Origin of the sequence: Collinsella sp. TM09-10AT (assembly GCF_003436275.1) — a bacterium.
In the GTDB taxonomy this organism is placed as follows: Bacteria; Actinomycetota; Coriobacteriia; order Coriobacteriales; family Coriobacteriaceae; genus Collinsella.
Window position 1 is genome coordinate 17,648 of the sequence record NZ_QSOP01000021.1, and the last position, 24,662, is coordinate 42,309.

Annotated in this window: 16 protein-coding genes; 9 read left to right on the plus strand and 7 right to left on the minus strand. The window is 62.4% G+C overall.

All coding sequences use genetic code 11. The features are described 5' to 3' along the window. Positions 1-73: 73 nt before the first annotated feature. From DXD77_RS08480 to DXD77_RS08490, 3 genes are read left to right on the plus strand one after another with little or no spacing between them, the layout of a single operon-like run. A complete protein-coding gene (locus tag DXD77_RS08480) occupies positions 74-577 on the plus strand; it encodes a MarR family winged helix-turn-helix transcriptional regulator (RefSeq protein ID WP_117564360.1) in 504 nt (167 codons plus the stop codon). Then, complete coding sequence (locus DXD77_RS08485; protein ID WP_117648417.1) at positions 570-2,384, plus strand: ABC transporter ATP-binding protein; 1,815 nt, start codon at positions 570-572, stop codon at positions 2,382-2,384. Before DXD77_RS08480 ends, DXD77_RS08485 begins: the two co-directional genes overlap by 8 nt. After that, entirely contained in the window at positions 2,377-4,296 is a 1,920-nt protein-coding gene (locus DXD77_RS08490; RefSeq protein ID WP_117648418.1) for an ABC transporter ATP-binding protein, read from the plus strand. The genes DXD77_RS08485 and DXD77_RS08490 overlap by 8 nt, the downstream gene beginning before the upstream one ends. A gap of 225 nt (positions 4,297-4,521) precedes the next feature. Here DXD77_RS08490 and DXD77_RS08495 read toward each other — a convergent pair whose 3' ends face one another. After that, positions 4,522-5,400, minus strand: a complete 879-nt coding sequence (locus DXD77_RS08495; protein WP_233506781.1) for a LysR family transcriptional regulator — start codon at positions 5,398-5,400, stop codon at positions 4,522-4,524. 233 nt (positions 5,401-5,633) lie between these two features. Between DXD77_RS08495 and DXD77_RS08500 the strand changes: the two genes are divergently transcribed. From DXD77_RS08500 to DXD77_RS08515, 4 genes are all read left to right on the plus strand, one after another. Next, positions 5,634-6,515 (plus strand): SDR family NAD(P)-dependent oxidoreductase, encoded by an 882-nt coding sequence (locus tag DXD77_RS08500; protein WP_117648420.1) that lies wholly within the window; start codon positions 5,634-5,636, stop codon positions 6,513-6,515. A gap of 66 nt (positions 6,516-6,581) precedes the next feature. Next, entirely contained in the window at positions 6,582-7,838 is a 1,257-nt protein-coding gene (locus DXD77_RS08505; RefSeq protein WP_117648421.1) for an MFS transporter, read from the plus strand. A gap of 69 nt (positions 7,839-7,907) precedes the next feature. Beyond that, a complete protein-coding gene (locus DXD77_RS08510; RefSeq protein WP_117648422.1) occupies positions 7,908-8,948 on the plus strand; it encodes a Gfo/Idh/MocA family protein in 1,041 nt (346 codons plus the stop codon). A 409-nt stretch (positions 8,949-9,357) separates the two neighbouring features. Further along, positions 9,358-11,505, plus strand: a complete 2,148-nt coding sequence (locus DXD77_RS08515) for a Tex family protein (protein ID WP_117648423.1) — start codon at positions 9,358-9,360, stop codon at positions 11,503-11,505. A gap of 380 nt (positions 11,506-11,885) precedes the next feature. Here the strand turns inward: DXD77_RS08515 and DXD77_RS08520 are convergent, their stop codons facing one another. After that, positions 11,886-12,590 carry a transaldolase gene (locus DXD77_RS08520; RefSeq protein ID WP_233506782.1) on the minus strand — a complete coding sequence of 235 codons (705 nt, stop codon included), beginning with the start codon at positions 12,588-12,590 and terminating at the stop codon, positions 11,886-11,888. Between the two features lie 193 nt (positions 12,591-12,783). Next, positions 12,784-13,611, minus strand: coding sequence for an HAD-IIB family hydrolase (locus DXD77_RS08525; protein WP_158549123.1), 828 nt, complete (start codon positions 13,609-13,611; stop codon positions 12,784-12,786). 75 nt (positions 13,612-13,686) lie between these two features. On the opposite strand from DXD77_RS08525, the gene rlmKL reads away from it, so the two are divergent. Beyond that, positions 13,687-16,245 (plus strand): bifunctional 23S rRNA (guanine(2069)-N(7))-methyltransferase RlmK/23S rRNA (guanine(2445)-N(2))-methyltransferase RlmL, encoded by a 2,559-nt coding sequence (gene rlmKL, locus DXD77_RS08530; protein ID WP_117648426.1) that lies wholly within the window; start codon positions 13,687-13,689, stop codon positions 16,243-16,245. Positions 16,246-16,339: 94 nt separating this feature from the next. Here the strand turns inward: rlmKL and DXD77_RS08535 are convergent, their stop codons facing one another. The 4 genes from DXD77_RS08535 to DXD77_RS08550 all read right to left on the minus strand — a co-directional run bounded on the left by DXD77_RS08535 (position 16,340) and on the right by DXD77_RS08550 (position 21,879). Continuing rightward, on the minus strand, positions 16,340-17,053 hold the full coding sequence (locus DXD77_RS08535; protein WP_117648427.1) for a response regulator: 714 nt from the start codon (positions 17,051-17,053) through the stop codon (positions 16,340-16,342). 4 nt (positions 17,054-17,057) lie between these two features. Beyond that, on the minus strand, positions 17,058-18,683 hold the full coding sequence (locus tag DXD77_RS08540) for an ATP-binding protein (RefSeq protein ID WP_117648428.1): 1,626 nt from the start codon (positions 18,681-18,683) through the stop codon (positions 17,058-17,060). Positions 18,684-18,819: 136 nt separating this feature from the next. Further along, positions 18,820-20,847 carry a KUP/HAK/KT family potassium transporter gene (locus DXD77_RS08545; RefSeq protein ID WP_117648429.1) on the minus strand — a complete coding sequence of 676 codons (2,028 nt, stop codon included), beginning with the start codon at positions 20,845-20,847 and terminating at the stop codon, positions 18,820-18,822. 159 nt (positions 20,848-21,006) lie between these two features. Then, positions 21,007-21,879: a nitroreductase family protein gene (locus DXD77_RS08550; protein WP_117629824.1), complete on the minus strand. Its 873-nt coding sequence runs from the start codon at positions 21,877-21,879 to the stop codon at positions 21,007-21,009. A 213-nt stretch (positions 21,880-22,092) separates the two neighbouring features. On the opposite strand from DXD77_RS08550, the gene DXD77_RS08555 reads away from it, so the two are divergent. After that, positions 22,093-24,393 (plus strand): LTA synthase family protein, encoded by a 2,301-nt coding sequence (locus tag DXD77_RS08555; RefSeq protein ID WP_117648430.1) that lies wholly within the window; start codon positions 22,093-22,095, stop codon positions 24,391-24,393. Positions 24,394-24,662: the final 269 nt, after the last annotated feature.

The following is a 24,662-nucleotide window of genomic DNA, read 5'->3' on the forward strand; positions in this document are numbered from 1 at the left end:
TTAGGTACCTCTAGAATCACTTAGGTACAAAACAATCCCTCTACCTAACTAAAGAAAGGAGCAATGCAGCGACATGTGTGTTGAACCACTCGTCTATCCGCACGAACCCGGCGGCGACCCGTCACAGCCTGCGGATGTACCCGAAGCGGTCAGCGCCGAAGACAAGCTTGCCAAGCGCATCCTCAATAATCTGGGCTTTTGCGGCCATTACATGCATTTTCATGGCGGAGGCGTGTCCGGCAAGGCGCCCATCATCTGCCTGCTGGCCAAGCAACCCGGCGGCGAGATGTCGCAGCAGGAGCTCGGCATGCACTTTGACCTCAAGCCGGGATCGCTTTCCGAGATCCTGTCCAAGCTCGAGCTCAACGGCCTCATCGAGCGCAGCCGTAATCCCAAGGACCGACGGCAACTCACCATTCGCCTGACCGAAACCGGCCGGGAAAACGCCCGCATCGACCAGGCAGCCCGCATCCGCTTTAGAGAACGGGCCTTTAGCGCGCTCACCCACGACGAGCGCGAGGACCTCGCCGAAATGCTCGATAAAATCCGCGTAACCTGGGAGGAACTGGATGATTAAAACCCTCATGGGAAGCATCCGCGACTATATGAAAGTCACCGTTGCCACGCCGTTGCTCGTGCTTGGCGAGGTGCTCTGCGAGATGCTGATTCCATTTATCACCGCCAACCTGATCGACACCATCAAAGACGGCGCCACCGTAGCCGAGATGCTTCCCACCGCAGGCTTTTTGGTGCTCATCGCGCTGACGTCGCTTGCTTTTGGCGCCGCGGCTGGTGTCACCTGCAGCCATGCGAGCTGCGGATTCGCCAAGAACCTGCGTCACGACCTGTTCTACAAGATCCAGACGTTCAGCTTTGCCAACATCGATGAGTTCTCGAGCTCCTCACTCGTCACGCGCCTGACCACCGATATCAACAACGTGCAGCAGGCCTTTATGATGATCATCCGTATTGCCGTGCGCGCGCCGCTGGTATTGATCTTCGCCTTTACCATGGCATTTATCATGGGCGGCAGCGTTGCCATGGTCTACCTGGTCATCATTCCGCTGCTGGGCTTTGGGCTGTTCTTTATCATCTTTAAGGTGCGCCCCATCTTCTCGCGCGTGTTCCACAAGTACGACGCCCTTAACGAGTCCGTCGAGGAAAACGTCACCGGCATGCGCGTGGTCAAGAGCTATGTGCGCGAAGACTTTGAGAAGGAGAAGTTCGCGACCGCCGCACGCGACGTCCAGATGGACTTCACCCGCGCCGAGAAGCTGCTCGCCTTTAACAACCCCATGATGAACATCTGCGTCAACGGCGCGTTCGTCGTCATCATCTACCTGGGCTCCAAGCTCATCATCACGAGCCAGGGCACGCTGTTCGACGTGGGCCAGCTCTCCTCGACCTTTACCTATGGTTTCCAGATTCTCATGAGCCTGATGCAGCTGTCGATGATCTTTGTCATGGTGACCATGGCCGACGAATCGGCACGCCGCATTGCCGAGGTGCTGGCCGCCGAGCCCACGATCGCCGATCCCGCCGAGCCCGTGCTCGAGGTTGCCGACGGTTCCATCGACTTTGACCACGTGAGCTTTAAGTATTCCAAGCATGCGAAGCGCCAGGCGCTCGACGATATCGACCTGCACATTACGAGCGGCGAGACCATCGGCATCATCGGCGGCACCGGCTCGGCCAAGTCCACGCTCGTTAACCTCATCGCCCGCCTGTACGACACCACCGAAGGCGCTGTGCGCGTGGGCGGCGTGGACGTGCGCGACTACGACCTGGACGCGCTGCGTCACCAGGTCGCCATGGTGCTGCAGAAAAACGTGCTGTTTAGCGGCACCATCGCCGAGAACCTGCGTTGGGGCGACCCGAACGCCACCGACGAGGAAATCCGCGAGGCAGCGCATCTGGCCTGCGCCGACGAGTTTGTCGACGGTTTCCCCAAGGGCTACGACACCTGGATCGAACAGGGCGGCTCTAATGTTTCGGGCGGTCAGAAGCAGCGCCTGTGCATTGCACGCGCCCTGTTGCGTCGCCCCAAGATCTTGATCCTGGACGACTCCACCAGCGCCGTCGACACCAAGACTGACGCCAAGATTCGCGCAGGCCTGGCAAGCTATCTGCCCAACACGACCAAGCTCATCATCGCCCAGCGCATCAGCTCCGTGCAGGACGCAGACCGCATCATTGTCATGGAGGGCGGCCGCATCGCACAGATCGGCAACCACGAAGAGCTGCTCAAGACGAGCGAGATCTACCGAGAGACCTTTACCTCGCAAAACAAGATGTCTGCCGAGGGCGAAGGGGCCGTCGAGGCCGACACCGAGGCATCCGCAACGCAAGCTCAGACCCAGGAAGGAGGCGAGGCACATGAGTAAGGCAACGACCGCCGAGCGCGCGCTCAACCGTAAGGGCGGCACCATGTCGCGCCTCATCAAGACGCTCTTTGACTTCTATCCCGTGCTTTTGCCCCTTGTCGTCGCCGGCGTGGTGCTCTGCGCCATCATCAACTCCATCGGCGCGACCTTCCTGCAGAGCGCCCTGCAGATTATTAGCGAATCGTGGCAGTCGGGCGATTGGGAAGCCGCACAGCCCAAGATTCTGCAGCTCGTGACCACCCTCGCCTGCATCTACGGCGTCGGCGTCCTGTCCTCGCTCTTCTGGAACCGCGCCATGGCCATCGTCACGCAGGGCTCGCTGGAGAAGCTGCGCGAGATGATGTTCAACCGCATGCAAGACCTGCCGATCCGCTACTTCGACACGCACCAGCGCGGCGATATCATGAGCCACTACACCAACGACATCGACACGCTGCGTCAGATGATCAGCCAGTCGCTGCCCAACCTGCTCATGACGATCATCATCATTGTCACGGTGTTCTTTATCATGCTGTACTACAGCGTGTGGATGTGCCTGGTCATCATCGCCGGCGTCGCCTTTATGACCTTTATGACCAAGCTGCTCGGCTCCAATTCCGCGCGTTTCTTCATTGCGCAGCAGACCGAGCTCGGCGTGGTCGAGGGCCATATCGAGGAGGTCATGAACGGCCAGAAGGTCGTCAAGGCGTTCTGCCACGAGTCTGCCGCCGAGGCCGATTTTGACGAGCGCAACGAGAAGCTCTTCGAGGTCTCGCAAAAGGCCAACATGTACGCCAACATCCTCATGCCCATCCTTATGAACCTGGGCAACCTGCTCTACGTGCTGGTCGCACTGGCAGGCGGCATTTTCCTGGCGCTGGGCGTGCCCAACCTGAGCATCTCGGGCATGGCGCTGTCCATCGCCGTCGTGGTGCCGTTCCTCAACATGACCAAGCAGTTCTGCGGACAGATCGGCCAAATCTCGCAGCAGATCAACGCCGTGGTCATGGGCCTCGCCGGCGCCGACCGTATCTTTGAGCTCATCGACGAGAAGTCCGAAGCCGACGAAGGCTATGTGACGCTCGTCAACGCGCAGGTCAACCCCGATACCTGGCAGCTCGAGGAGGCCGACCACCACACCGGCATGTGGGCATGGAAACATCCGCACCGCGCAACCGGCGAGATCGAGTACGTACCGCTGCGCGGCGACCTGGTCATGGACAACGTCGACTTTGGCTACACGCCCGACCACGAGGTGCTGCACGGCGTGTCTGTGTTTGCCAAGCCGGGCCAGAAGGTTGCGTTTGTCGGCGCCACCGGTGCCGGCAAGACGACCATCACCAACCTCATCAACCGCTTCTACGACATCGCCGACGGCAAGATCCGCTACGACGGCATCAACGTCAACAAGATTCGCAAGGCCGATCTGCGCCGAAGCCTGGGCGTCGTGCTGCAGGACGTGAACCTGTTCACCGGCACCGTGATGGATAACATCCGCTACGGAGACCTGGATGCGACCGACGAGGAGTGCATCGCGGCGGCCAAGCTCGCGGGCGCGGACGACTTTATCACCCGCCTGCCCGACGGCTACGACACGATGCTCACCGGCAACGGCGCCCAGCTGTCGCAGGGCCAGCGCCAACTGATCAGCATTGCGCGCGCCGCCGTCGCCGATCCGCCGGCGATGATTCTGGACGAGGCCACGAGCTCCATCGACACCCGCACCGAGGCCATCGTGCAAGCGGGCATGGACAAGCTCATGGAGGGCCGCACGACGTTTGTCATCGCACACCGCCTGTCCACCGTGCGCAACTCCGACGCGATCATCTGTCTGGACCACGGCCGCATCATCGAGCGCGGCAACCACGACGAGCTGATCGCCAAGCGCGGATATTACTATCAGCTCTATACCGGAGCGTTTGAGCTGGAGTAGGACCGGTTACTGACGGAGGGTGCCCCGGGGGCGGCGGGGTAATTCCTCCGTGCTCAAACATTCTCGCTGCGCTGCGAAACTGCGCGCGGAGGAAATACCCCGTCTCCCTCGGGGAGGTCCTACGCACACAGTCTTTTCTCGCAGCCTGAAAAGAAGTGGTGAGGCCCTGGCCGTTTGGCCAGGGCCTCATTTTGTAAGGAGTCAAAAAGCCCCGTCCCAAATGAGCTATTTGAGAAGTTGGGCCATGGCGTTGACGAATTTTTGGACTTGGAGGGTTGGCTCGAGCGGATAGTGCAAAAAGACCGGCACCTCTCGCCCGCACAGGAACGGCACGCCCACAAAGGCCGGGTGCACCCCTGACCATGCGCCACAGGTGAGTACCGCATCGCCCTTTTCCTCCGCCTCGTTAAAGAGCGCAAAGTCAAAGCTATCCACATCGATCACGTCCACGCCGCCGTCGGCCAAAAGGTCGATGCGTAGGCTGTCCATCGCATCGTTGCCGTGACGGAGCACGCGCAGGCGCATGCCCTCTAGGTCGGCAACCGTAATGCGATTCTTGCGCGCCAGCGGGCTCGCGCGCGGCAGGTCGATATAAAACGGTACGTTAACGATGTGGAGCTTTTGGCAGGCGTCACCCCAGCGCGGGGTCGAAAAACTCGACTGCACCACATCGACCTCGCGGCCCAAGCTGCGCATGACGGATTCGCGCTCGTCATAGAGGTCGCTCACCGGCACGATCTCAAATCGCAACGACGGTTCCAGATCGTGGATGCCCGTCCACATCGACAGCGTCTGGCGTCCTGGGCACATCATCGATACGCCCAGGCGCACGGCACCGCCATCGCCCGCCGCGCGTCGGGCACGGCGCAGCGCGTCCTCGGACTGCCGCATGATCGAGCGCGCGTCGTCCACCAGCAGTGCGCCGGCCGGCGTCACCTTGACGCCCGAGTGCGAGCGCTCGAACAACGTGATGCCGAACTCGGCCTCGAAGCCCGACACCTGCTTGACGAGGGCCGGGGTCGACACGCGCAATCTTGCCGCCGCACGCGAGAAGCTCCCCAGCTCCGCGGCGGCCGATATGGCCTCAAGTCGTCGATCGTACACGTCAATCTCCCGTTTTCGCGCCCGTGACCACATGGTGCCACAGGGGGTTGTTTTCGCAGGTCACACGCTCAATTGAGAATGAGCTGCATCGCACAGTGTAAACCTACGGTTAACGCCATTCTAACAAATATGCAATTCACCTGCGCAAATGCAAAGCATACGATAACCTGCGAAAACCACGTGGGTCGATTAATGGGAACGACCCACAGGGAGGCACAAGAAGGGAAGTTCCTATGAGCAACTGGCTTAAGCTCGAGGGCGATGTCTGCGCCGTAACCGGCGCACTCGGCGGTATGGGCGTCGCGATTTGCCGCGAGTTCGCCCGCAACGGCGCCAACGTCGTCCTGCTCGACCTGGACGAGGAAAAGGTCAAGGCCGCAGCCGCCGACCTCGCCGCCGAGTTTGGAATCCACGCCGAGGGCTACAAGATGAACGCCACCGACGAGGCCGAGGTTCAGGCCGCCGTCGATGCCACCATCGCCGACTTCGGCCGTGTCGACGTCCTCGTCAACACCGCCGGTATCCTGCGCTTCGCCGCCATGGAGGACCTGCCGCTCTCCGACTGGAACGAGGTCATCAACGTCAACCTCACCGGCTACTTCATCACCTCGCAGCGCTTTGGTCGCGAAATGATCAAGGCCGGCCAGGGTCGCCTGGTGCACATCTCGACCGTCGCCAGCCACTCTCCCGAGACGTTCTCGGGCGTGTACAGCTCCACCAAGGCCGGCGTCAACATGATGTCCAAGATGCTCGCCGCCGAATGGGGCCCCTACGGCGTGCGCTCCAACTGCGTCGAGCCCTGCTTCGTTAAGACCCCGATGTCGGCCAACTTCTACGCCGACCCCGAGGTCGAAAAGAGCCGCAGCCGCCTCATCGCCACGCGCCGCATCGGCGAGGTTAGCGATATCGCCAACGCCGTCATGTTCCTGGCGTCCACGCGCTCGGACTTTACCACCGGCGACGCCATCAAGGTCGACGGCGGCTTCTCCAACATGATGGGCGACCTCACCGCCAAGCCCGGCGGCCGTCGCGCCTATGCCGACAACTACCTTAAGAACAAGGGTGTCGAGCTCTGGTCCGATGAGTCCAGCGTCGCCAAGCCGACTGACCAGTAAACCAACCTGACAGGGAGGCCCCGCGGACACGCCCGCTCCTCCCCCGTATCGATTAGAAAGAGTCCAATGGCTTCCACCAACTCCAACAAGGGTCGCGCCGTCGTGCTTTCCGCCGCGTGCGTCACCATGTTCTTCATCAGCTCCATCGCGCTGTATTCCGTCGTGAGCAAGAACCTGCTCGCCGCCTACCCCGAGTGGTCCAGTGCCCTTACCTGGGCCTTCCCGGTCTTTCAGACCATCATGGCCGTGACGGGCATCTTCGCCGGCCGTATCTCCGACAAGATCGGCCCGCGCAACGTCGTGATCGCCGCCGCCGTGTGCTACGGCGTGGGCTGGTTCATGTCCGGCACCGTCACCGAGCCGTGGCAGTTCTACCTGTGGTTCTCGCTCGTCGCCGCCGTCGGCAACGGTCTGGGCTACAACCCGGCACTCACCACCGGCCAAAAGTGGTTTATCGACAAGAAGGGTCTCGCCTCCGGCATCACCCTGGCCGCTTCGACCGCCGGCCCCGCTGTGTTGTCCCCGGTGCTCGCCTCGCTGCTCATCCCGAGCCTGGGCATCTTTGGCGCCCTCAAGGCACTCGGCGTCATCTTCTTTGTGACAATCGCCGCCTCCGCCCTGTTCCTGAAGGCCCCCGAGGCCGGCTGGCTGCCCGAGGGCTTCGAGGCCCCCAGGGGTGGCGCGCACGCCGGCACCTTCGGCGACCTCACCCCGGGCGAGATGGTCAAGACCCCGCGCTTCTGGGTCCTCATCGTCACCTTCGCCTTTGCTGCCACTGCAGGCACCCTGCTCGTGGGCAAGGTTGCCTCCATCGCCGCCGTCCAGCTCTTCGCCGACCCCACGTGCGCCGCAGCTGTCGCCCTCGGCGGCGTGGTGGTCTCCGTCAACACCTGCGCCAACCTGGTTGGCCGTCTGTCCTTTGGCCAGATCATCGACAAGCTCGGCGCCTACAAGTCGCTGCTCATCAGCCTTGTCGTCACCATCGTCGCGCTCGTTATCATGTCGATGAGCTTTACGCAGAGCATGTTCTTTGTGGCGCTCGCCCTGCTCGGCTTTAGCTTTGGCGCCCTGCTCGTCATCTACCCGCCGCTCACCGGTGGCGCCTTCGGTACCAGCAACATCGGCGTCAACTACGGCATCATGTTTTTGGGTTACGCCGCCTCCACCTGGATCAGCCAGCCCATCACCGCCGTGCTGTATCACGCCGAGGCCGGCAGCGCCGCCTACCAGCAGTCCTTCTACGGCGCCATTGTGATCGCCGCCATCGCCGTCGTGCTCACCGTCTACATGATGGTCTCCGACAGCAAGAAGAAGTCCGCCTAGTTTTACCGATGCGACAAAGGGACTGTCCCTTTGTCGCATTTCACCGGTCACCAGTATTAAGGAGTCGAAATGTCTGAGCTCAACCCCGTCCGCATTGCCGTTATCGGCGCCGGCGCCATGGGCCGCAACCACATCCGCTTTGTCACCGAGGAGCCCGAGGCCGAGCTCGTCGCCATCGCCGACGCCTTTGAGGGCGCCCGCGCCACGGCCGAGGCCGCCGGCGTGCCGTTTTACACCGATCCCGCCCAGATGATGGACGAGGTCAAGCCCGAAGCCGTCATCATCGCCACGCCCAACGACCTGCATCTGGGCGTTGCCCGCGAGGCCGTGAAGCGCAACATCGTGCCGCTGGTCGAAAAGCCGATCTCCAACGACCTCGAGGATGCCCAGGCCTTCGCCGCCGAGGCCAAGACCGCCGGCGTGCCCGTGCTCGTGGGTCAGCACCGTCGTCACAACCCCTTCGTCAACAAGGCCAAGGAAATCATCGAGTCCGGCGAGCTGGGCAAGCTCACCGTGTCGAGCTTCCACTACATGATCTATAAGAATGACGAGTACTTTGACGTCGAGTGGCGCCGCAAGAAGGGTGCCGGCCCGATTCTGGTCAACCTGGTTCACGACGTCGACCTGCTCCGTTACCTGCTGGGCGAGCCCGTTGCCGTCCAGGGCTTGCAATCCAGCGCCGCCCGCGGTTTTGAGACCGAGGACTCTGCCGTGGTCAACGTCCGTTTTGCCGACGGCGCGCTTGCGAGCATGACCATCTCCGACGCCACCGCCAGCCCTTGGAACTGGGAGGCAACCGCTCGCGAGGATCCGCAGTACCGTCCCTTCGACGCCGACGCCTACTTTATCGGCGGAACCTTGGGCGCCCTGTCGCTGCCCCGCCTGCACCAGTTCTCCTACGACGGCGCCTCCAACTGGCACAAGCCGCTGCAGATGGAGATTCCGGCCGTGGACCCGGCACTACCACACAAGATGCAGCTCAAGCACTTTGTGAAGGTCGTCCGCCGCGAGGTTGAGCCCGTCGTGACCCCCGCCGATAACGTCAAGACGCTCACACTTCTCAACGCCATCAAGGAGGCCGCCGAGACCGGCCAGCTCGTCGAGCTGTAATGCCTTAGGGTGGGCCACGATAAAACTCCACGCCGAGCACCTCGGACCGCCGCAAATAAGCCCCTCTTCTTTGCCCCGCGAGCAGCCTCCTACCCGCGGGGCATTTTGCTACCTTGCCGATGATTTTTCTAGGACGGGGCTATTTTGTACCTTGGCTTGGTTCGTTCGCCACGAAATGCGCCTATCTACTACGTTTAACCGATCGCCCTCAACCATGCCAAATATCGCGAAATAAAAACCGCAGGTAGACGGCTTGCCGATTTTCGGTAAAACCAGGCATGGTCGACCCATACGGTTCAAACGTAGTAGATAGGTCGTTTTCGTGGCGCGGCTCCAAAACAGTCTTTTGAGACGGGTGGTATCCTTGGTAGCCCTGTGCTGCAAACGCACCTTAAACGCAAGGAGTCCCATGGATCTTATCGCCCAGCTCGCCCGCGAGCTCAACCTTAAGGCCGCCAACATCGAAGCGGCCGTCAAGCTCATCGACGAGGGCAACACCATTCCTTTTATCTCGCGCTACCGCAAGGAGGCCACGGGCGGCATGGACGACGTCGACCTGCGCGCCCTCGACGAGCGCCTGTCCTACCTGCGCAATCTTGAGCAGCGTAAAGAGGACGTCATCCTGCTTATCGATGCCCAGGGCAAACTCACGCCCGAACTCAAGCAGCAGATTCGCGAGGCCACGCAGCTCCAGCGTGTCGAGGACCTCTACAAGCCCTACCGCAAAAAGCGCATGACCCGCGCGCAGAAGGCCCGCAAAGCAGGCTTGGAGCCGCTCGCCAACATGATCATCATGCAAGCCTCGGCCAAGGGCAGCGCGCTCGACGCCGCCGCGGCATACGTCAATGATGAGGCCGGCTTCGACACGCCCGAGAAGGCGCTCGCCGGCGCCGCTGACATCGTGGCCGAAACGGTAGCCGAGGACCCCGAGAACGTCGCCGACCTGCGCGCCTTTACGCAAAACACCGCCGATATCGTCGTCGAAGCCACCGACCCCGCCGAGAAGACCCCCTACGAGCCGTACTACAGCTATGACGAGCCGCTGCGCCGTATACCCAACCACCGCGTGTTGGCTATCGATCGCGGTGAGCGCGAGGGCAAGCTCCGCGTGCGCGTGAACGTCGACGGCGTCGCCGCCACGGCACGCCTCGGAAGCCGTTGGCCCCGCCGTCAGGGCGTGTTTGCTCCCATCTTCGATGCCGCCATCGCCGACGGCTACAAGCGCCTCATGGCCCCCTCGCTGGAGCGCGAGGCCCGCGCCAAACTCACCGTTCGCGCCCAGACCGAGGCCATCAACGTCTTTGCCAAGAATCTCGAGGGCCTGCTCTCGGCGCGCCCCGTGCGCGGCGCCCGCGTGCTCGCGCTCGATCCGGGCTATCGCACCGGCTGCAAGATCGCCGTCATGGACGAGACCGGCAAGCTGCTCGACCACGGCGTGGTCTATCCCACCAAGCCGCGCCACGACGTCGCCGGCACCAAGCGCGAACTCGCCCGCCTCGTCAAGAAGGACGGCGTCAACACTATCGTCATCGGCAACGGCACCGCCAGCCGTGAGACCGAGGAAGTCGTCTCGGAGTTCATCGCCGAGCAGGCGCCTGGGCTGCGATACACCATCGTCAACGAGGCCGGCGCGTCGGTGTACTCCGCCTCCGAGCTCGCCAGCCAGGAGTATCCCGACCTGGACGTCACCGTGCGTGGCGCCATGAGCCTGGGCCGCCGCCTGCAGGACCCGTTGGCAGAGCTCGTCAAGATTCCGCCCCAGTCCATCGGCGTGGGTCAGTACCAGCACGACCTCGACCAGGCCGAGCTTTCGCGCACCCTGGGCCACGTGGTGGAGGACGTCGTCAACCGTGTGGGCGTCGACGTGAACACCGCAAGCGCAAGCCTGCTGGGATATGTATCGGGCATCACGCCGAGCGTAGCCAAAAACATCGTGGCCTACCGCGAGGAAAACGGCGCCTTTACCGATCGCCGCCAGCTTAAGAAGGTCCCCAAACTGGGACCCAAGGCATATCTCAACGCAGCCGGCTTTTTGCGCATCAGCGGCGGCAAGAACCCGCTCGACGCGACGAGCGTCCACCCCGAGAGCTACGAGGTGGCCACGGCCGTCCTGGAGCGCGCCGGCGTAGCGGCAAGCGAGCTCAGCCGTGGCGGCGTGCCCGACATCGAGCGCCGCCTGGGCAGCATCTCGGCACTGGCAAGCGACCTGGACTGCGGCACCTTAACGCTCATCGACATCGTCAACGAGCTCAAGAAGCCCGGGCGCGACCCGCGCGACGACGCGCCCGAGGTGGTCTTTAGCCGCTCGGCGCTTTCCATCGATGACCTGGAACCCGGCATGGAACTCAAGGGCACGGTGCGCAACGTCGTCGACTTTGGCGCCTTTGTCGACGTGGGCGTGCACCAAGACGGCCTCGTGCACATCTCCAAGCTGGCCAGCCGCTTCGTCAAGCACCCCAGCGACGTGGTGCGCGTCGGCGACACGGTAAAGGTGTGGGTCGAAAAGGTCGATCGCGACCGCAAGAAAATCTCCCTCACCATGGTGCAGGGGAAGTAAACCGTCAAAGCAAGGTACCCCCTGTAGCAACGTGCAAAATCGCGAGTATTCTGCAATTTCCGCCGCTCCGAACGCCCCTCAGAGACGAAAAAGCAAGAAACAGCCCCCGTTTTAGCGTCATCAGAGCCAAAACGGGGGCTGTTCCATGCTTCACCCAGCTGGTAAAAGCCTTTACCTTGCTGAATACTCTCAATTTTGCACGGCGCAGGCGGGGGTACCTTTGTCCACGGCAGGATATGGAAGCCTATCACCAACCTACCGGCAAGTTCGTGTCGGCAGCCCCGGCCTTTCCTTTGCCTAGCGCGACCCTCGCGAAGCGCGTGAGCGATAGGGAAAGGAAAGGCCGGGGCGAACAACCCGCGGCGCAGCCAGTGTTCGCGTTACGGCAGGATATGGAAGCCCAAAGCGGCGATATCCTTGGCAAAGCCGCGCACGGTATCGAGCGAAACCTCATACGGGTCGCGACCGATGTTCTTGCGCTTGGCCAGGATGCTGTTGGGCACCGTGATGATCTGACAGCCGCAGGCCTGCGCCTGGTAAATGTTGATAAGCTCGCGCGTGGACGCCCACAGGACCTCGCAGTTGGGCTTGGCGGCGGCCTTCTTGACCGACTCCGTCATAAACGGAATGGGATCGACACCCGTGTCGGCGATACGGCCGGCAAAGAGCGAGATGATGGACGGCGTCTCGGCGTCGACAGCGTCGACCATCTCGTCGACCTGCGCAGGCGTAAAGATGGTGGTGACGTTGACCTTAATGCCGTCGGCGGAAAGCTTGCGCACCAACTCGGCCGTGGACTCACCCTTGGTGGTCACGCACGGAATCTTGACGTAGACGTTCTCGGCCCAGGTAGCGATCTCGCGGGCCTCGACCTCCATGGTCTCGACGTCGTCGGCAAAGACCTCAAACGACACGGACACATCGGTGATGTGGGCCAGGACCTCCTTGGCAAACGCGCGGTAATCCGTCACGCCGCCCTTCTTCATAAGGGACGGGTTGGTCGTGAAACCCTGAACGTTGCCGTTCTCGTACATGTCGAGCATGCCCTCGAGGTTTGCACCGTCAGCGAACACCTTGATTGCCATCTGCCTGATTCCTTTCGTTAGCATACGGCCGATAAACTGCTAAACACTTTACCTACGTTTATCAAGGCGTGAACTGCGGTTTTCTATCTTCTCGGCGAACGGCATAAACACCTCAGTGTTTGGATTGATAAATCGATTGAGCATGCAAAAGCAAAGAGTCGCAGTTTGAGCAAACGTCAGAAGGCGAGATTCATTAGATGAGGCCGAAATGTTGCATCGCGGTGACGGTGCCGTCGTTCGCGACGTCGTCGGTCACGTAGTCGGCGACCGCCTTGACCTCGGGCATGGCATTGCCCATGGCCACAGCCGTCTCGACGGCGGCAAGCATGCCCAGATCGTTGCCCGAATCGCCAAAGCCAAAGGTGCGCTCGTTGCCCACGCGACCCAGATACTCCAGCGCCCGCGCCACGCCCACGCCCTTGTCAATACCCTTGGGACTCAGCTCGCGGTTCGAACCGCCGGTATTGCACAGCTCAAAGTTGCGATCGATAAAGCCGTCGTCGTTGGCCACGCGAGCCAAGTCGGCTGCGTTAAGGCACACCTTGCCCACGCGCAGATGACCGTCGATGCGCATTTCCTCGGCACTGTGCACCACAGCGGTGCCGATCAAAGACGACTGCTCAACGCCCGCAGGCTCCAGCGCAAAGGTCGCCTCGTTGGCCTCGAAAAAGGCCTCGAACCCTGCCGCGGCAATGCGGCGCGCAAGCTCCTCGACAATGCCCTCGTCAAAGCACTCCTCATGCACCACGCGGCCCTCGACCTCGAGTGTGGCGCCCGCCATGGCAACGATACCCGCCGGGTCGAGCGCGCGCAGGCTATCGGCGATAAGCCACAGGGGGCGGCCCGTGCAGATAAATGCCTTGTGCCCCGCATCGCGCAGTGCACGGAACGCCTCAACCACCGTCTGCGAGGGACGAACCGCCGAAAAGTCCTTATCGGTCATATCGTCGGGATCGAAATACGTCAGCGTGCCGTCCACGTCAAAAAAGAGCACAGCGGAATCGGGGCACGCATCAATCATATGGGTTCCTTTCAAGGGCGATGGCAAACGAAGCATCCATCATATAATGGAGCGACGCAACCAGAGAGGTCACCCATGGAATTTTATGCAAGCTGCCCCAAGGGCTTTGAGCCCGCACTCGCCGATGAGCTTAAACGCCTCGGGCTTTCGCATGTTCGCCGGCTGAAGGGCCGCGCCACGTTTGAGGGCGAGCTTGAGCAAGGCCTTCGCGCGTGCCTGTGGTCGCGCCTGGCCAGCCGCGTGTTTGTGGTGCTCGGGCGCTTTGAGGCGCAGGATGCCGACGAGCTGTACGACGGCGTTTATGACATTGCCTGGGAAAATATCGTCCGCCCCGGTGCCACCATTGCCATCACCGCCCGCGGCGTGACCGAGCAGCTGCGCAACACGCGCTTCTCGGCCCTGCGCGCCAAGGACGCGCTGTGCGACCGCCTGGCCGAGGCCACGGGCCGTCGCGCCGATGTCGATGCCGCCGACCCCGATGTCCACCTGCTGCTCTCGCTGCGCCAGCGCCGCGCGAGCATAAGCCTGGACCTTTCGGGCGATCCGCTGTTCAAGCGCCTGCCGCCCGCAGCGACTCGCGCCGGCGAGGGCACTCGCGTGCTGCGCCCCGACTACGCCGCTCTGGTGCTGGCTCAAGTTGGCTGGACCGCATTGTGCGAGCGCGAGTTGACGGCCGACGACTACGAAAACGAGGCCCTGCCCACGCTGATCGACGCCTCGTGCGCCGGCGGCGGCCTGCTGCTGGAGGCCGTGAACATTCTGACCGACCGCGCCCCGGGCGCCGCACGCGAGCGCTGGGGCTTTGAGGGCTGGCAGCTGCACGATGCCGCCCTATGGGAGCAGCTGCTTGCCGAGGCGCGCGAGCGCGAGGCGGCGGCGCGCGAGCGCCAGGCGCGCATCGTGGCCGTGGACATCGACCCCGCCGCCCGCAAGACCGCCGAGCGCATGGTCAAGTGCGCCGGCTACAAGCGCTTTGTCGATTTTTGCGCCGCTAAGCCCGCCACCGTGCTGGACCATGCGGGTGCTGTCGCCGGCGTTGCCGTGGTCGCAGACACCACCGAGACGCCGCTTTCGCTCATGCACGACGCCATGACGCTGGTCGGCGAGCTGCGCCGCGCGCCCGAGCTCGCTACCGCACCGGTCGCCGCGCTCACTCGCGACGGCCTTATGGCCCGCGCGCTCCATGCCGAGCCCGCGCGCTCCATCGCCGTCATGCCCAACAACGAAGAGGCGACTATTGAGGTTTGGCCCTCGCTTGACCACGCTGCCGCGGCATTTGAAGCTGCGACCAGCACGGATGCCGAGGACAAGACCGCAGATGCCGAAGACGAAGCCGCCAACACCCCCATGTCCGAACCCGCCGCCACGCTCGACCTGGGTGACGGCAAGCCGCTGCCCGTGCTCATCCCCGAGTCCGAGCAGTTCGCCAACCGCCTGCGCAAGAACGCTCGCCTGCGTCGCAAGTGGGCCAAGCGCGAGGGCGTGAGCTGCTACCGCGTCTACGATGCCGACCTGCCCGACTACTCCGCCGCCATCGACCTGTACGAGGGTTGCCCGCAGACGCCGGGCCGATGGCTCGTCATCGCCGAATACGCCGCGCCTAAGACCATCGACCCCGCACTGGCCCAGGCCCGTATGCTCGACATTCTGGCCATCGCACCGCGTATCCTAGATGTTCCCGCCGAGCATGTGCACGCCAAGGCCCGCATGCGTTCGCGTGGCGGCTCGCAGTACGGCAAGCAGGGCGCCGGCAAGGGCGGATCGGGCGAGCGCGCCAATATCGCACGCCGTCGCCTCCCGCTCATCGAAGAGGGCGGCCTTACCTTTGCCGTCAACTTTGACGACTACCTGGACGTGGGCATTTTCTTGGACCACCGCGTCACCCGCAACCTGGTGCGCGAGCACGCCAAGCAGGCGCGTCGCTTCCTCAACCTGTTTGCCTACACCGGCACCGCCACCTGCTACGCGGCCGATGGCGGCGTCGAGGAGACCGTGACGGTCGACCTCTCCAACACCTATCTGGACTGGGCCGAGCGCAACATGCGCCAGAACGGCTTTGTGGGTCCGCAGCATCACTTTGTGCGCGACGACGTGCTCGCCTGGATTCGCGACCAGCGCCAGACGCGCAACCGCTGGGACCTGATTTTTGTCGACCCGCCCACGTTCTCGAACTCGTCCAAGATGGGCCGCCGCACCTGGGATGTCCAGCGCGACCATGTTGAGCTGTTGGCCGGCGTATCGCGCCTGCTCGCACAGGGCGGCCATGCCATCTTTAGCTGCAACCTGCGAGGCTTCCGCCCCGAGACACGCAAGCTCGCACGCGCGGGCGTGGTGCTACAGGACATAACGGCGCAGACCATCCCCGAGGACTTCGCACGCAACCAGAAGGTGCACCATTGCTATATCGTGCGCCGCCTGCCCATCGAGGACGCCATGGCCGAGGTCGGCTTTAGCGCCGAGGAAATTGCCGAGCGAACCGAGGAGCTGCGCAACCCCGAGGCCCGCAAGCCCCGTGCGGCAGTACCCGCGCACGCGCAGGCCGGCAACGGCAAGTCCAACTTTGCCGGCAAACCCTCCCCCGCCGGCAAGCCCAAAAAGAAGAAGTTCTACGCCAGCAAGCCTAAGGGCAGATAACAAAGTTGCGGTGGAATACGGACTGTTTTGCCTGGAATTAGGCAAATTTAGACCGTATTTCACCGCAACTCATATTGGGATGGTGGTTGGCGATCTAGCCTTGGGTGACTAGGCGGTAGCCAATGCCTACATGGGTTTGGATGTAACGCGGATGCGCGGGGTCGGACTCGATCTTCTTACGCAACGTGCCCATAAAGACACGCAGGCTCGCCAGGTCGCTCTTGGTTGCCGTGCCCCAAATCTCGTGCAGGATAAACTGGTGCGTCAGCACCTTGTCGGCGTTGTGCGCCAGCAGGCACAAAAGCTTGTACTCGATCGGCGTCAGATGTAGTTCCTCGCCATCCATCGTGGCGATGCCGGCATCAAAATCGATATGCAGCTCACCGGTATCGAACGAGCCCTCGGAGGCAACGCCGCCCGTCTGCGCATACGAAAGGCGCCTGAGCGTCGTGCGGATGCGCGCGAGCAGCTCCTCGACCGAAAACGGCTTGGTCAGATAGTCGTCGGCGCCGGCATCGAGCGCACGGATCTTGTCCGCATCCTCGCTGCGCGCCGAGACCACGATAATCGGCATGCCCGACCACGCGCGCACCGACTCCACCACCTTGACGCCGTCCATATCGGGCAGGCCCAGGTCGAGCAGCACAATGCTCGGCGCCTGCGACGAGGCGGCGGCGATGGCGGCATGGGCGGTCTCCACGGCCATATGGCGCAAGCCGTGCGCCTCGAGCGCGGCGACGATAAGGTTGCGGACGGCGGGGTCGTCCTCAACAACCAAGATGAGCGGTTTTACGGCAGAGTTCGGCACAGCGCTACTCCTTATCAAACGAAACGTCGGCGGCGGGAAGCTCAATCGTAAAGACCGAGCCGTGCGGGGCCGCCGCGGCAACCCCTATGCTACCGCCATGTGCCAGCGCAATGGAGCGGCAGAGCGAAAGCCCCAAGCCCACACTGCGGCAGCTGTCGGCCAGGCCATGGTTGGCGGTGTAGAACGACTCAAAGATTCGCTCGCGGTCCTCGGGCGCAATGCCCGGGCCGTCATCGGCCACCGAGCACGCCACGCATCCGTCGTCGACGCCAATCGAGATCACGATATGCGAATCCGAGGGCGTATAGGTGATGGCGTTGTTCACCAGGTTGACCACCAGCTGCACCATCAGGCGCGCGTCGACGTTGACGAGCGCCGGCTCATCGCACGCCACCACCTTGAGGTCGTGCTCGCGCACGGCCGGGTTCACGTGGCGCAGCGCCTCCTCGACGATATCGTCCATAAGCTCGAGCGTGGTCGACAGGCGCATACCGCCACCCTCGAGCTTGGTGATGGCGAGCAGATTCTCGACGGTAGCGTTGAGCCATTGCGCATCCGAGCGAATGGATAGGAGCATGCCGCGGCGCGTCTGGTCGTCGAGCACGGCCGTGCCGGTCGAGCCCTGGTCGAGCAACACGTCGGCATTACCCGAAATACTGGTAAGCGGCGTGCGCAGATCGTGCGAGATGGAGCGCAGCAGATTGGCGCGCAGCTGCTCATTTTTGGCAAGCACCGCCGCCTCCTCGCGGGCCTCCATGGCGCGGGCGCGATCGAGTGCCAGCTCGCCTTCGCTCACTATGGCATCGGCAAGTGTCCGCTCCTCGTGCGTCAGCACGTCGGGCTCGGCAACGATAGCCAGCACGCCCACCACCGAGGCGGGATCGCCCGCGCGCACCATGGTGTCGCCCGAGCGCACGGTCAGGTAGATGCCGTAGAACGCCGAGCCGCCGTAGGTGGCATCGAGCGGCGTTCCCACATAGGCGGACGCCGAGAGCCGCGGCGGCATCTGCGGCGCCAGTTCGTGCACCGGCGCGGCATCGCCCACGGCCGTGTATGTCGCACGCGGCAGCAGGTCATCGCCCTCGGCGTCGGCGCTGTACCACACGACAGGACAGCCCGAAAGACGCGCCAGCTGCGTTGCCATGGCATGGACAATCTGCTGCTTATCGGCGCAGCGCTGCAGCATGCGGTTGGTCTCGAGCACCATCTGCGTGCGGCGGTCGCTGGCGGCGGCCTGCGCCAAGGCGCGGCGCAGGGCCAGCGCGATCGAGCTCGATACGAGCGAGACCGCAAACATGATAAAGAACATGCCGGGATAGACGCGGTCGATAAACGACAGCGCGTAGCGCGGGTCGACAAACAAGAAGTTGTAGAGCGCCACGGCGGCAGCCGAGCTCAGCAGGCAGTACAGGCGGCTCCAGGTAAAGAAAGCGCACAGCTGCACGGCGAACACATAGACGATCATGATGCTCGGCGCGAGCCCCGGATGGTCGAGCAGCGCGCCCACAATCGTCGCCGCGGCTAGCAGCCCCGCCGATACGCAGGCGTCATACAGAGGACTGCGACGCGTCAGCGTTGTACGCCGCCACCAAAAGTTCTCGGCAATATCGCCGTCCGCACGGACGTCCATCAGCGCCCCGCCCCTCTCTCAAAAACAAAAACCACCACAAAGGGGACTGGCACCTTTGCGGTGGTGGCCTCCTTGTGGTGGTTTCAAGTGTATAGCCTTTGCAGCCTGCGGTCGCTAGACAAACAGCAGACGTCGACTACGGACGCTCGTCGGGAGCCAGGCGCTGCATCTTGCTCACGGCCTTAAACTTGGTGAACAGCGGCACGTACTCAAAGCTCACGTTGGAGTTCTCCAGGCCGTACCAGCGCGCAGGCGTGCCGGCGGCGCGGCGGATGATGTACTTGAGCGTGATGGCCGTACGCTCGCTGGGCTCCACGTCGCTTTCGGGCGCCAGCAGCTTGCGGATCATGACGAACTTAAACGTACCGATGTTGCCCGGGTCCTTGTAGACCGAGTAGTCATGCGTCTGCGCCGGCAGCTCGCCGCTGGCAGCCAGGTCCTGAACAACCTGGCGCAGGTAAGCATTGACGCGCTGGTTGATCTTATAGCCCAGGTACAGATGCACGCGGAATACGTAGTCGGTGCCGAACGTCTCGACCGAGTAGGCAAAGGTATGCGGCTCGTCCATGGTCTCGACATTCACGAACCACCAGGCACGAGCGCGCTTGGGGTGCTTATCCAAAATCGAGTAGACGATATCGCGGTCGATATAGTCGGTGTTGGTGTCCTTGGTCAGGTACACGATGTTGTCGCTCATGAGCTCGTAGCGATCGTCGTCGCGCAGGCGTTTGAGCTGCGGCAAATAGCTGCGCAGCGGCAGCAGCGTAAACTGACGTTGCTCGACCGCCGTGCCGTTGTACCAGCACACCATGATGCCCATGATGAGTGCAGCCATGAGGATGGTGAAGTAGCCACCGTGGAAGAACTTGGTGAGCGAGCTCACAAAGAAGAAGCCCTCGAGCAAAAGGAAGAAGGCGGCAAAGATCCACGGCGCGACCTTGAGATTGCGCTCCACGTGCAGATAGAAGAAGAGCAGCATTGTCGTGCACATCATGGTCAGGGTAATGGCCAGGCCGTACGCGGCCTCCATGTGCGCCGAGTTCTGGAACAGCAGCACCACGACGACGCAGCCCACGAGCATGACGTTGTTGACCATGGGGATGTAGAGCTGGCCCTTGGTCTCGGCAGGATAGAAGACCTGCATATGCGGCATGAGGTCCAGGCGGCTGGCCTCGGACACCAGCGAGAATGCGCCGGTGATGAGCGCCTGCGAGGCGATGATGGCCGCGACGGTGGAAAGGCCGACGGCAAAGGGGCGCAGACTCGGGGCGAGCATCTGGTAGAAGGGGTTGAGGTCGGCGATACCCATGAGCTCCGGATTGCCGGCGTTGTTGATAAGCCACGCGCCCTGGCCCATGTAGGACAGCAGCAGGCAGCACTTAACGAACGGCCAGGTGGCATAGATGTTGCCGCGGCCCACATGGCCCATGTCGGAATAGAGCGCCTCGGCACCGGTGGTAGCGAGGAAGCAGCTGCCCAAAATCATGATGCCCGCATGGTTGTTGGGGCTCAGCAGAAAAGCGATGCCACGCAACGGGTTGAGGCACAGCAGCACCGCGGGATACTGGCAGACAAAGAACAGGCCCGTGCCGCCCAGGAACAAAAACCACAGCGTCATGATGGGGCCGAAGGCGTGACCGATCTTGGCCGTGCCGATGCGCTGCACCAAGAAGAGCGCGATGATGATGGCAAGCGTGATGGCGACGACACGACCCTGGTCGTCACCGAGCACGGCATGGACCGCCGGGATGGTGCGCAGGCCCTCGATGGCCGTGGTGACGGTAACGGCAGGCGTCAGGATGCCGTCGGCGAGGAGCGCCGCGCCGCCCAGCATGGCGGGGATGATGAGCCACTTGCCGCAGCGCTTGACCAGGCTGTACAGGGCAAAGATGCCGCCCTCGCCGTGGTTGTCGGCGCGCAGCGAGATCAGCACGTACTTGACGGTCGTCAGCAGCGTGACCGTCCACACGACAAGGGAGAGCGCGCCGAGCACGAACTCCTGCGTGACGCTTCCGATGCCGCCGTTGCCGGCAACGAGCGCCTTGGTTACATACATGGGGCTGGTGCCGATATCGCCATACACCACGCCCAGCGTGACGAGCATCGCCGAGATACTCACAGGAATCGCAGCGTGCGAAGCTGCCTCCTTGGCCTTTTGATTCATAAGCCGGTTTCCTCCCAACTTTAACGTTCGACGGGATTATATGTAATCAGCCCATATTTTAATGGCACCGTTTTCCCAGCTAGATAAACATTTATGCGGCCTTTAGGCCACCGCGGCGATATGGAATGTGACAAAGGGATGCCCCCTTTGTCACATTCGTCATTTTCCGAGCCAGTTTTTGAACCACCACTCCATAGAGCGGCTCATCTCGGCCATAAAGGGACTCGTGTGCTTACGGGTGTAGATATCGACGACGCGCTCGCCCACCTCGCGGGCGTGCGGGCGAAACATCGCGTCCATCTCGGCCACCTGCGCATCCAAGGTCGCGGCGTCGGCGCGACAATAACGCTCCTCATGCACCAGGTTCACCACGGGATGCGCGATCGCCGGGCGCTCCTTGCGGGGCGTGCCGATGATGAGCATCGACAGCGGCATGGTATAGGGAGGCAAGTCCAGCAGCGCGGCGACTTCCTCGGCGTTCTCGACGACATCGCCGATATAGCAGCTCCCCAGCCCCAGGGCCTCGGCGGCAACCACGGCGTTTTGAGCGGCGATCATGGCATCCTGTGCCGCGATGGCAAAGTCGCCCAGGCCCGGCGCACGACGGGGCGACTTGCCCGTGCGCTCGACAAACTCGGGCTCAAAGCAACCCACGTGCTCAAACAGATCGATCCACTTGGCATAGTCGACTACAAATATGAGTGCCCAGGGCGCCTTGGCGATCATGGGCTGATGATCGCACAGGTCGGCCAGGCGGTCCAATGTGGCCTGCTCACGAATGCTCACGATGGAATACATCATCATGGCGCCTGCCGACGGCGCGCGGCTCGCCGCATGCAGAATCGCCGCCCGCTGTTCGTCGGTCACCGCCACGGGACGGTCATCGTCATCACGCGCGAAGGCACGCGTAGACGAGCGATGCTCCAAGATGTCCAGTACCGCGTTGCCCGTAGTCTCGACCGGATAGCCGTATGTATCCACGACCGCAGCTCCGTCGCTGCCCATGTCCGCCTTGCAAACCTGCTCGCTCATCGCCCTACCCTCGCCATTTCTTTAAGAAGCCTTTACGTTTCCGTGTAATTCCCGTCCATTATCGCGCAGGTCGCCGCTACATTGCGCAACACCGCCACGCACGCGCGTTATTATGGCTGGTTGTTGTGCGCAGTCACCAAATGCAGCGCATATCTTGGCAACAATCGGGTAAACCCCCACTTTCGTAGGTTTTAGTTTGTGAGGAGTCTCAGCATGTTCGCTGCCGCCATCTCGCTCGTCGGTCTTGCGGCGACCGTCTACCTTGTCTTGCGCGAGGCCAAGGCCATTCGCGCTCAGTCGGGCACCGTTGCCAAAAGCGCTCTTGGGTGGAGCGTCGCCTTCGGCCTGTTCCAACTCTTTTTGACCATTTGGGGTGCCATTGGCCTCGTCGCCCAAAACGAGCCGCTCGCCTTTGTGATGCTCGTCCTGACCAACGCCATCCTCACCGGATGCGCTTGGGCCAGCATCGCCCGCGACCGCATCGCCCCGCGCGTCTTTGCGTTCGCCGAGCCCGACGCCCCCGCCCCCACCGGCAAGCTCGCTCGCCTGCGCGGCGCCTTTGTGGGCAAACCGCTCGTCGCCGCCGTCCTGTGCCTGCTGCTCGCCGGCGTCTTTGCGCTGCTGGGCATGGAGGTCTCGTCCAACCACGACTTTACCTGGGTCTACCCCCTGTGCATCCTGCTCGAGTGGGCCATCATCGCCACACTCATGACTGGCTTGTTCTTCCTATTCCAGCGCCACGGCGCAGCTTCCGCGGTCCTGGCCTTTGCCCTCTTTGTCCTGGGCATTGCCGAGTTCTTTGTCATCACGTTTAAATCCATGCCCATCCAGCCGGGCGACCTTTCGGCCATCTCCACCGCCGCCGCAGTCGCCGGCAACGGCTACACCTTCTCCATCTCGCTGTTCTGCGTGCTGTCTATGGGCTTTACCGCCATCGCCATGCTGCTGTGCGAGTACGCCGGCCTGGTCGCGCCGCACCGTCAGAAGGGCGCCGCCAACGCCAAGCGCATGTTGCTCACCAACCTGCTCGTGGCGGTGCTGTGCCTGGGCGGCGTGACCGCGCATGTCACGCTCATCGACTACTACAACACCCTCGGCATCACCGTCTACACCTGGCGTCCGCTCGAGAGCTACTGGCGCGAGGGCTATCTGCCTGCCTTTATTAGCGCGGCACAGTCCATCAAGCCGCCCAAACCCGCCGACTATTCTGTCGATGACGCCAAGGCCACGCTCAAAAAGTACGCCAAAGCCTACGACAAATCCGACGCGGCCAAGAGCGACGAACGCGCCGCCGCAAAGGAGCAGTTCGACAGCGAGAAGCCCACGGTCATCGCTATCATGAACGAGACGTTCTCGGATTTGTCGATCTACCAGAACATGCGCGCCGGCTACGAAGGTCCGCAGTACTTTAAGAACCTGTCCAACTGCCTCAGCCGCGGAAAGCTCTACGTGAGCGCCTACGGCGGCGGCACGGCCAATACCGAGTTTGAGTTTATGACCGGCAACTCCATGGCCAACCTGGGCTCGGGCGTGTACCCCTACACCATCTACAACATGGAAACGACCGGGAATCTGGCAGAGCAGTTCAAATCGCTCGGCTATTCCACCACGGCCATGCACCCCAACCACGCGACCAACTGGAACCGCGAGAACGTCTACAAGGACTTTGGCTTTGACCAGTTCCTGTCCATCAACGATTTCCAAGGCGCCGATACCCTGCGCGGCATGGTGACCGACCAGGCAACCTACGACAAGATTCTTGAGCTGCTCGACCAGAACGCCGATCCGCAGTTTATCTTCGATGTGACCATGCAGAACCACTCGGGCTACGACACGGGTCTGCTGCCGGTCGACAAGCAGATGCACCTGAACATCGACACGACCGACCTGGACGCTAAGACCGTCGAGGACGGCACGCTCTCCGATGTTGACGAGTATGTCTCGTGCATCGAGCAGTCCGACCAAGCGCTGCGTTACTTCCTCAACGCCTTGAGCAAGCTCGACCGTAAGGTGGTCGTGGTGTTCTGGGGCGACCACCAGCCGTTCTTCCCGTCCAAGTTCAACGATAAGTGGTTTACCGGCGAGGACGACGCCACGCATCAGGAGCGTCTGTGGCAGACCGACTACATCATCTGGGCCAACTACGACGTTGCCGGCTGCGACCAGACGAGCGAGGTCGACGACCTGTCCACCAACTACCTGTCCACGCAGCTTATGCAGCTGATCGGCGCCCCGCTGACCGACTACCAGAAGGCGCACATGACGCTGCGCGAGTCGCTGCCCGCCATCAACTCGGTGGGCTACGAGGACGCCAGCCTGCGCTGGGCGCTCTCCTCCAACGTCACCGGTGACGACGCCGTTGCCGCAGCCGCCACCAAGGCACGCGAGGATTACGCCAAGATGCAGTACTACGAGATGTTCCGCGACGGCAAGAACGTGTACACGGAGCACTTCCAGACCGAGGCCAACGAGACCGACCCCAACCTGGCGCCGGGCACGACCAAGATTAAGTAGCGGGTCGCTCATAACTGAAACGTCTGTCCGGGCGGAGGCATATAAGGTTCCCCGCCCGGACAGACGCCCTGATGTTGGGGCGTGGCTTGTCTTGGGTGTATCGCCGAACATATATAAGTTGAAGGCCACGTTATGTGGCCTTTTTTGCATCCGGAAGCCGTATCCCAGAATTCACGTCCGGAATGGGATGCAGTTTCCGCTTACGGCCCCGTTGGGAGGTGACGCATAATTTCTTTCGCAAATTGACAACCGCATAGCGGAACACGGCC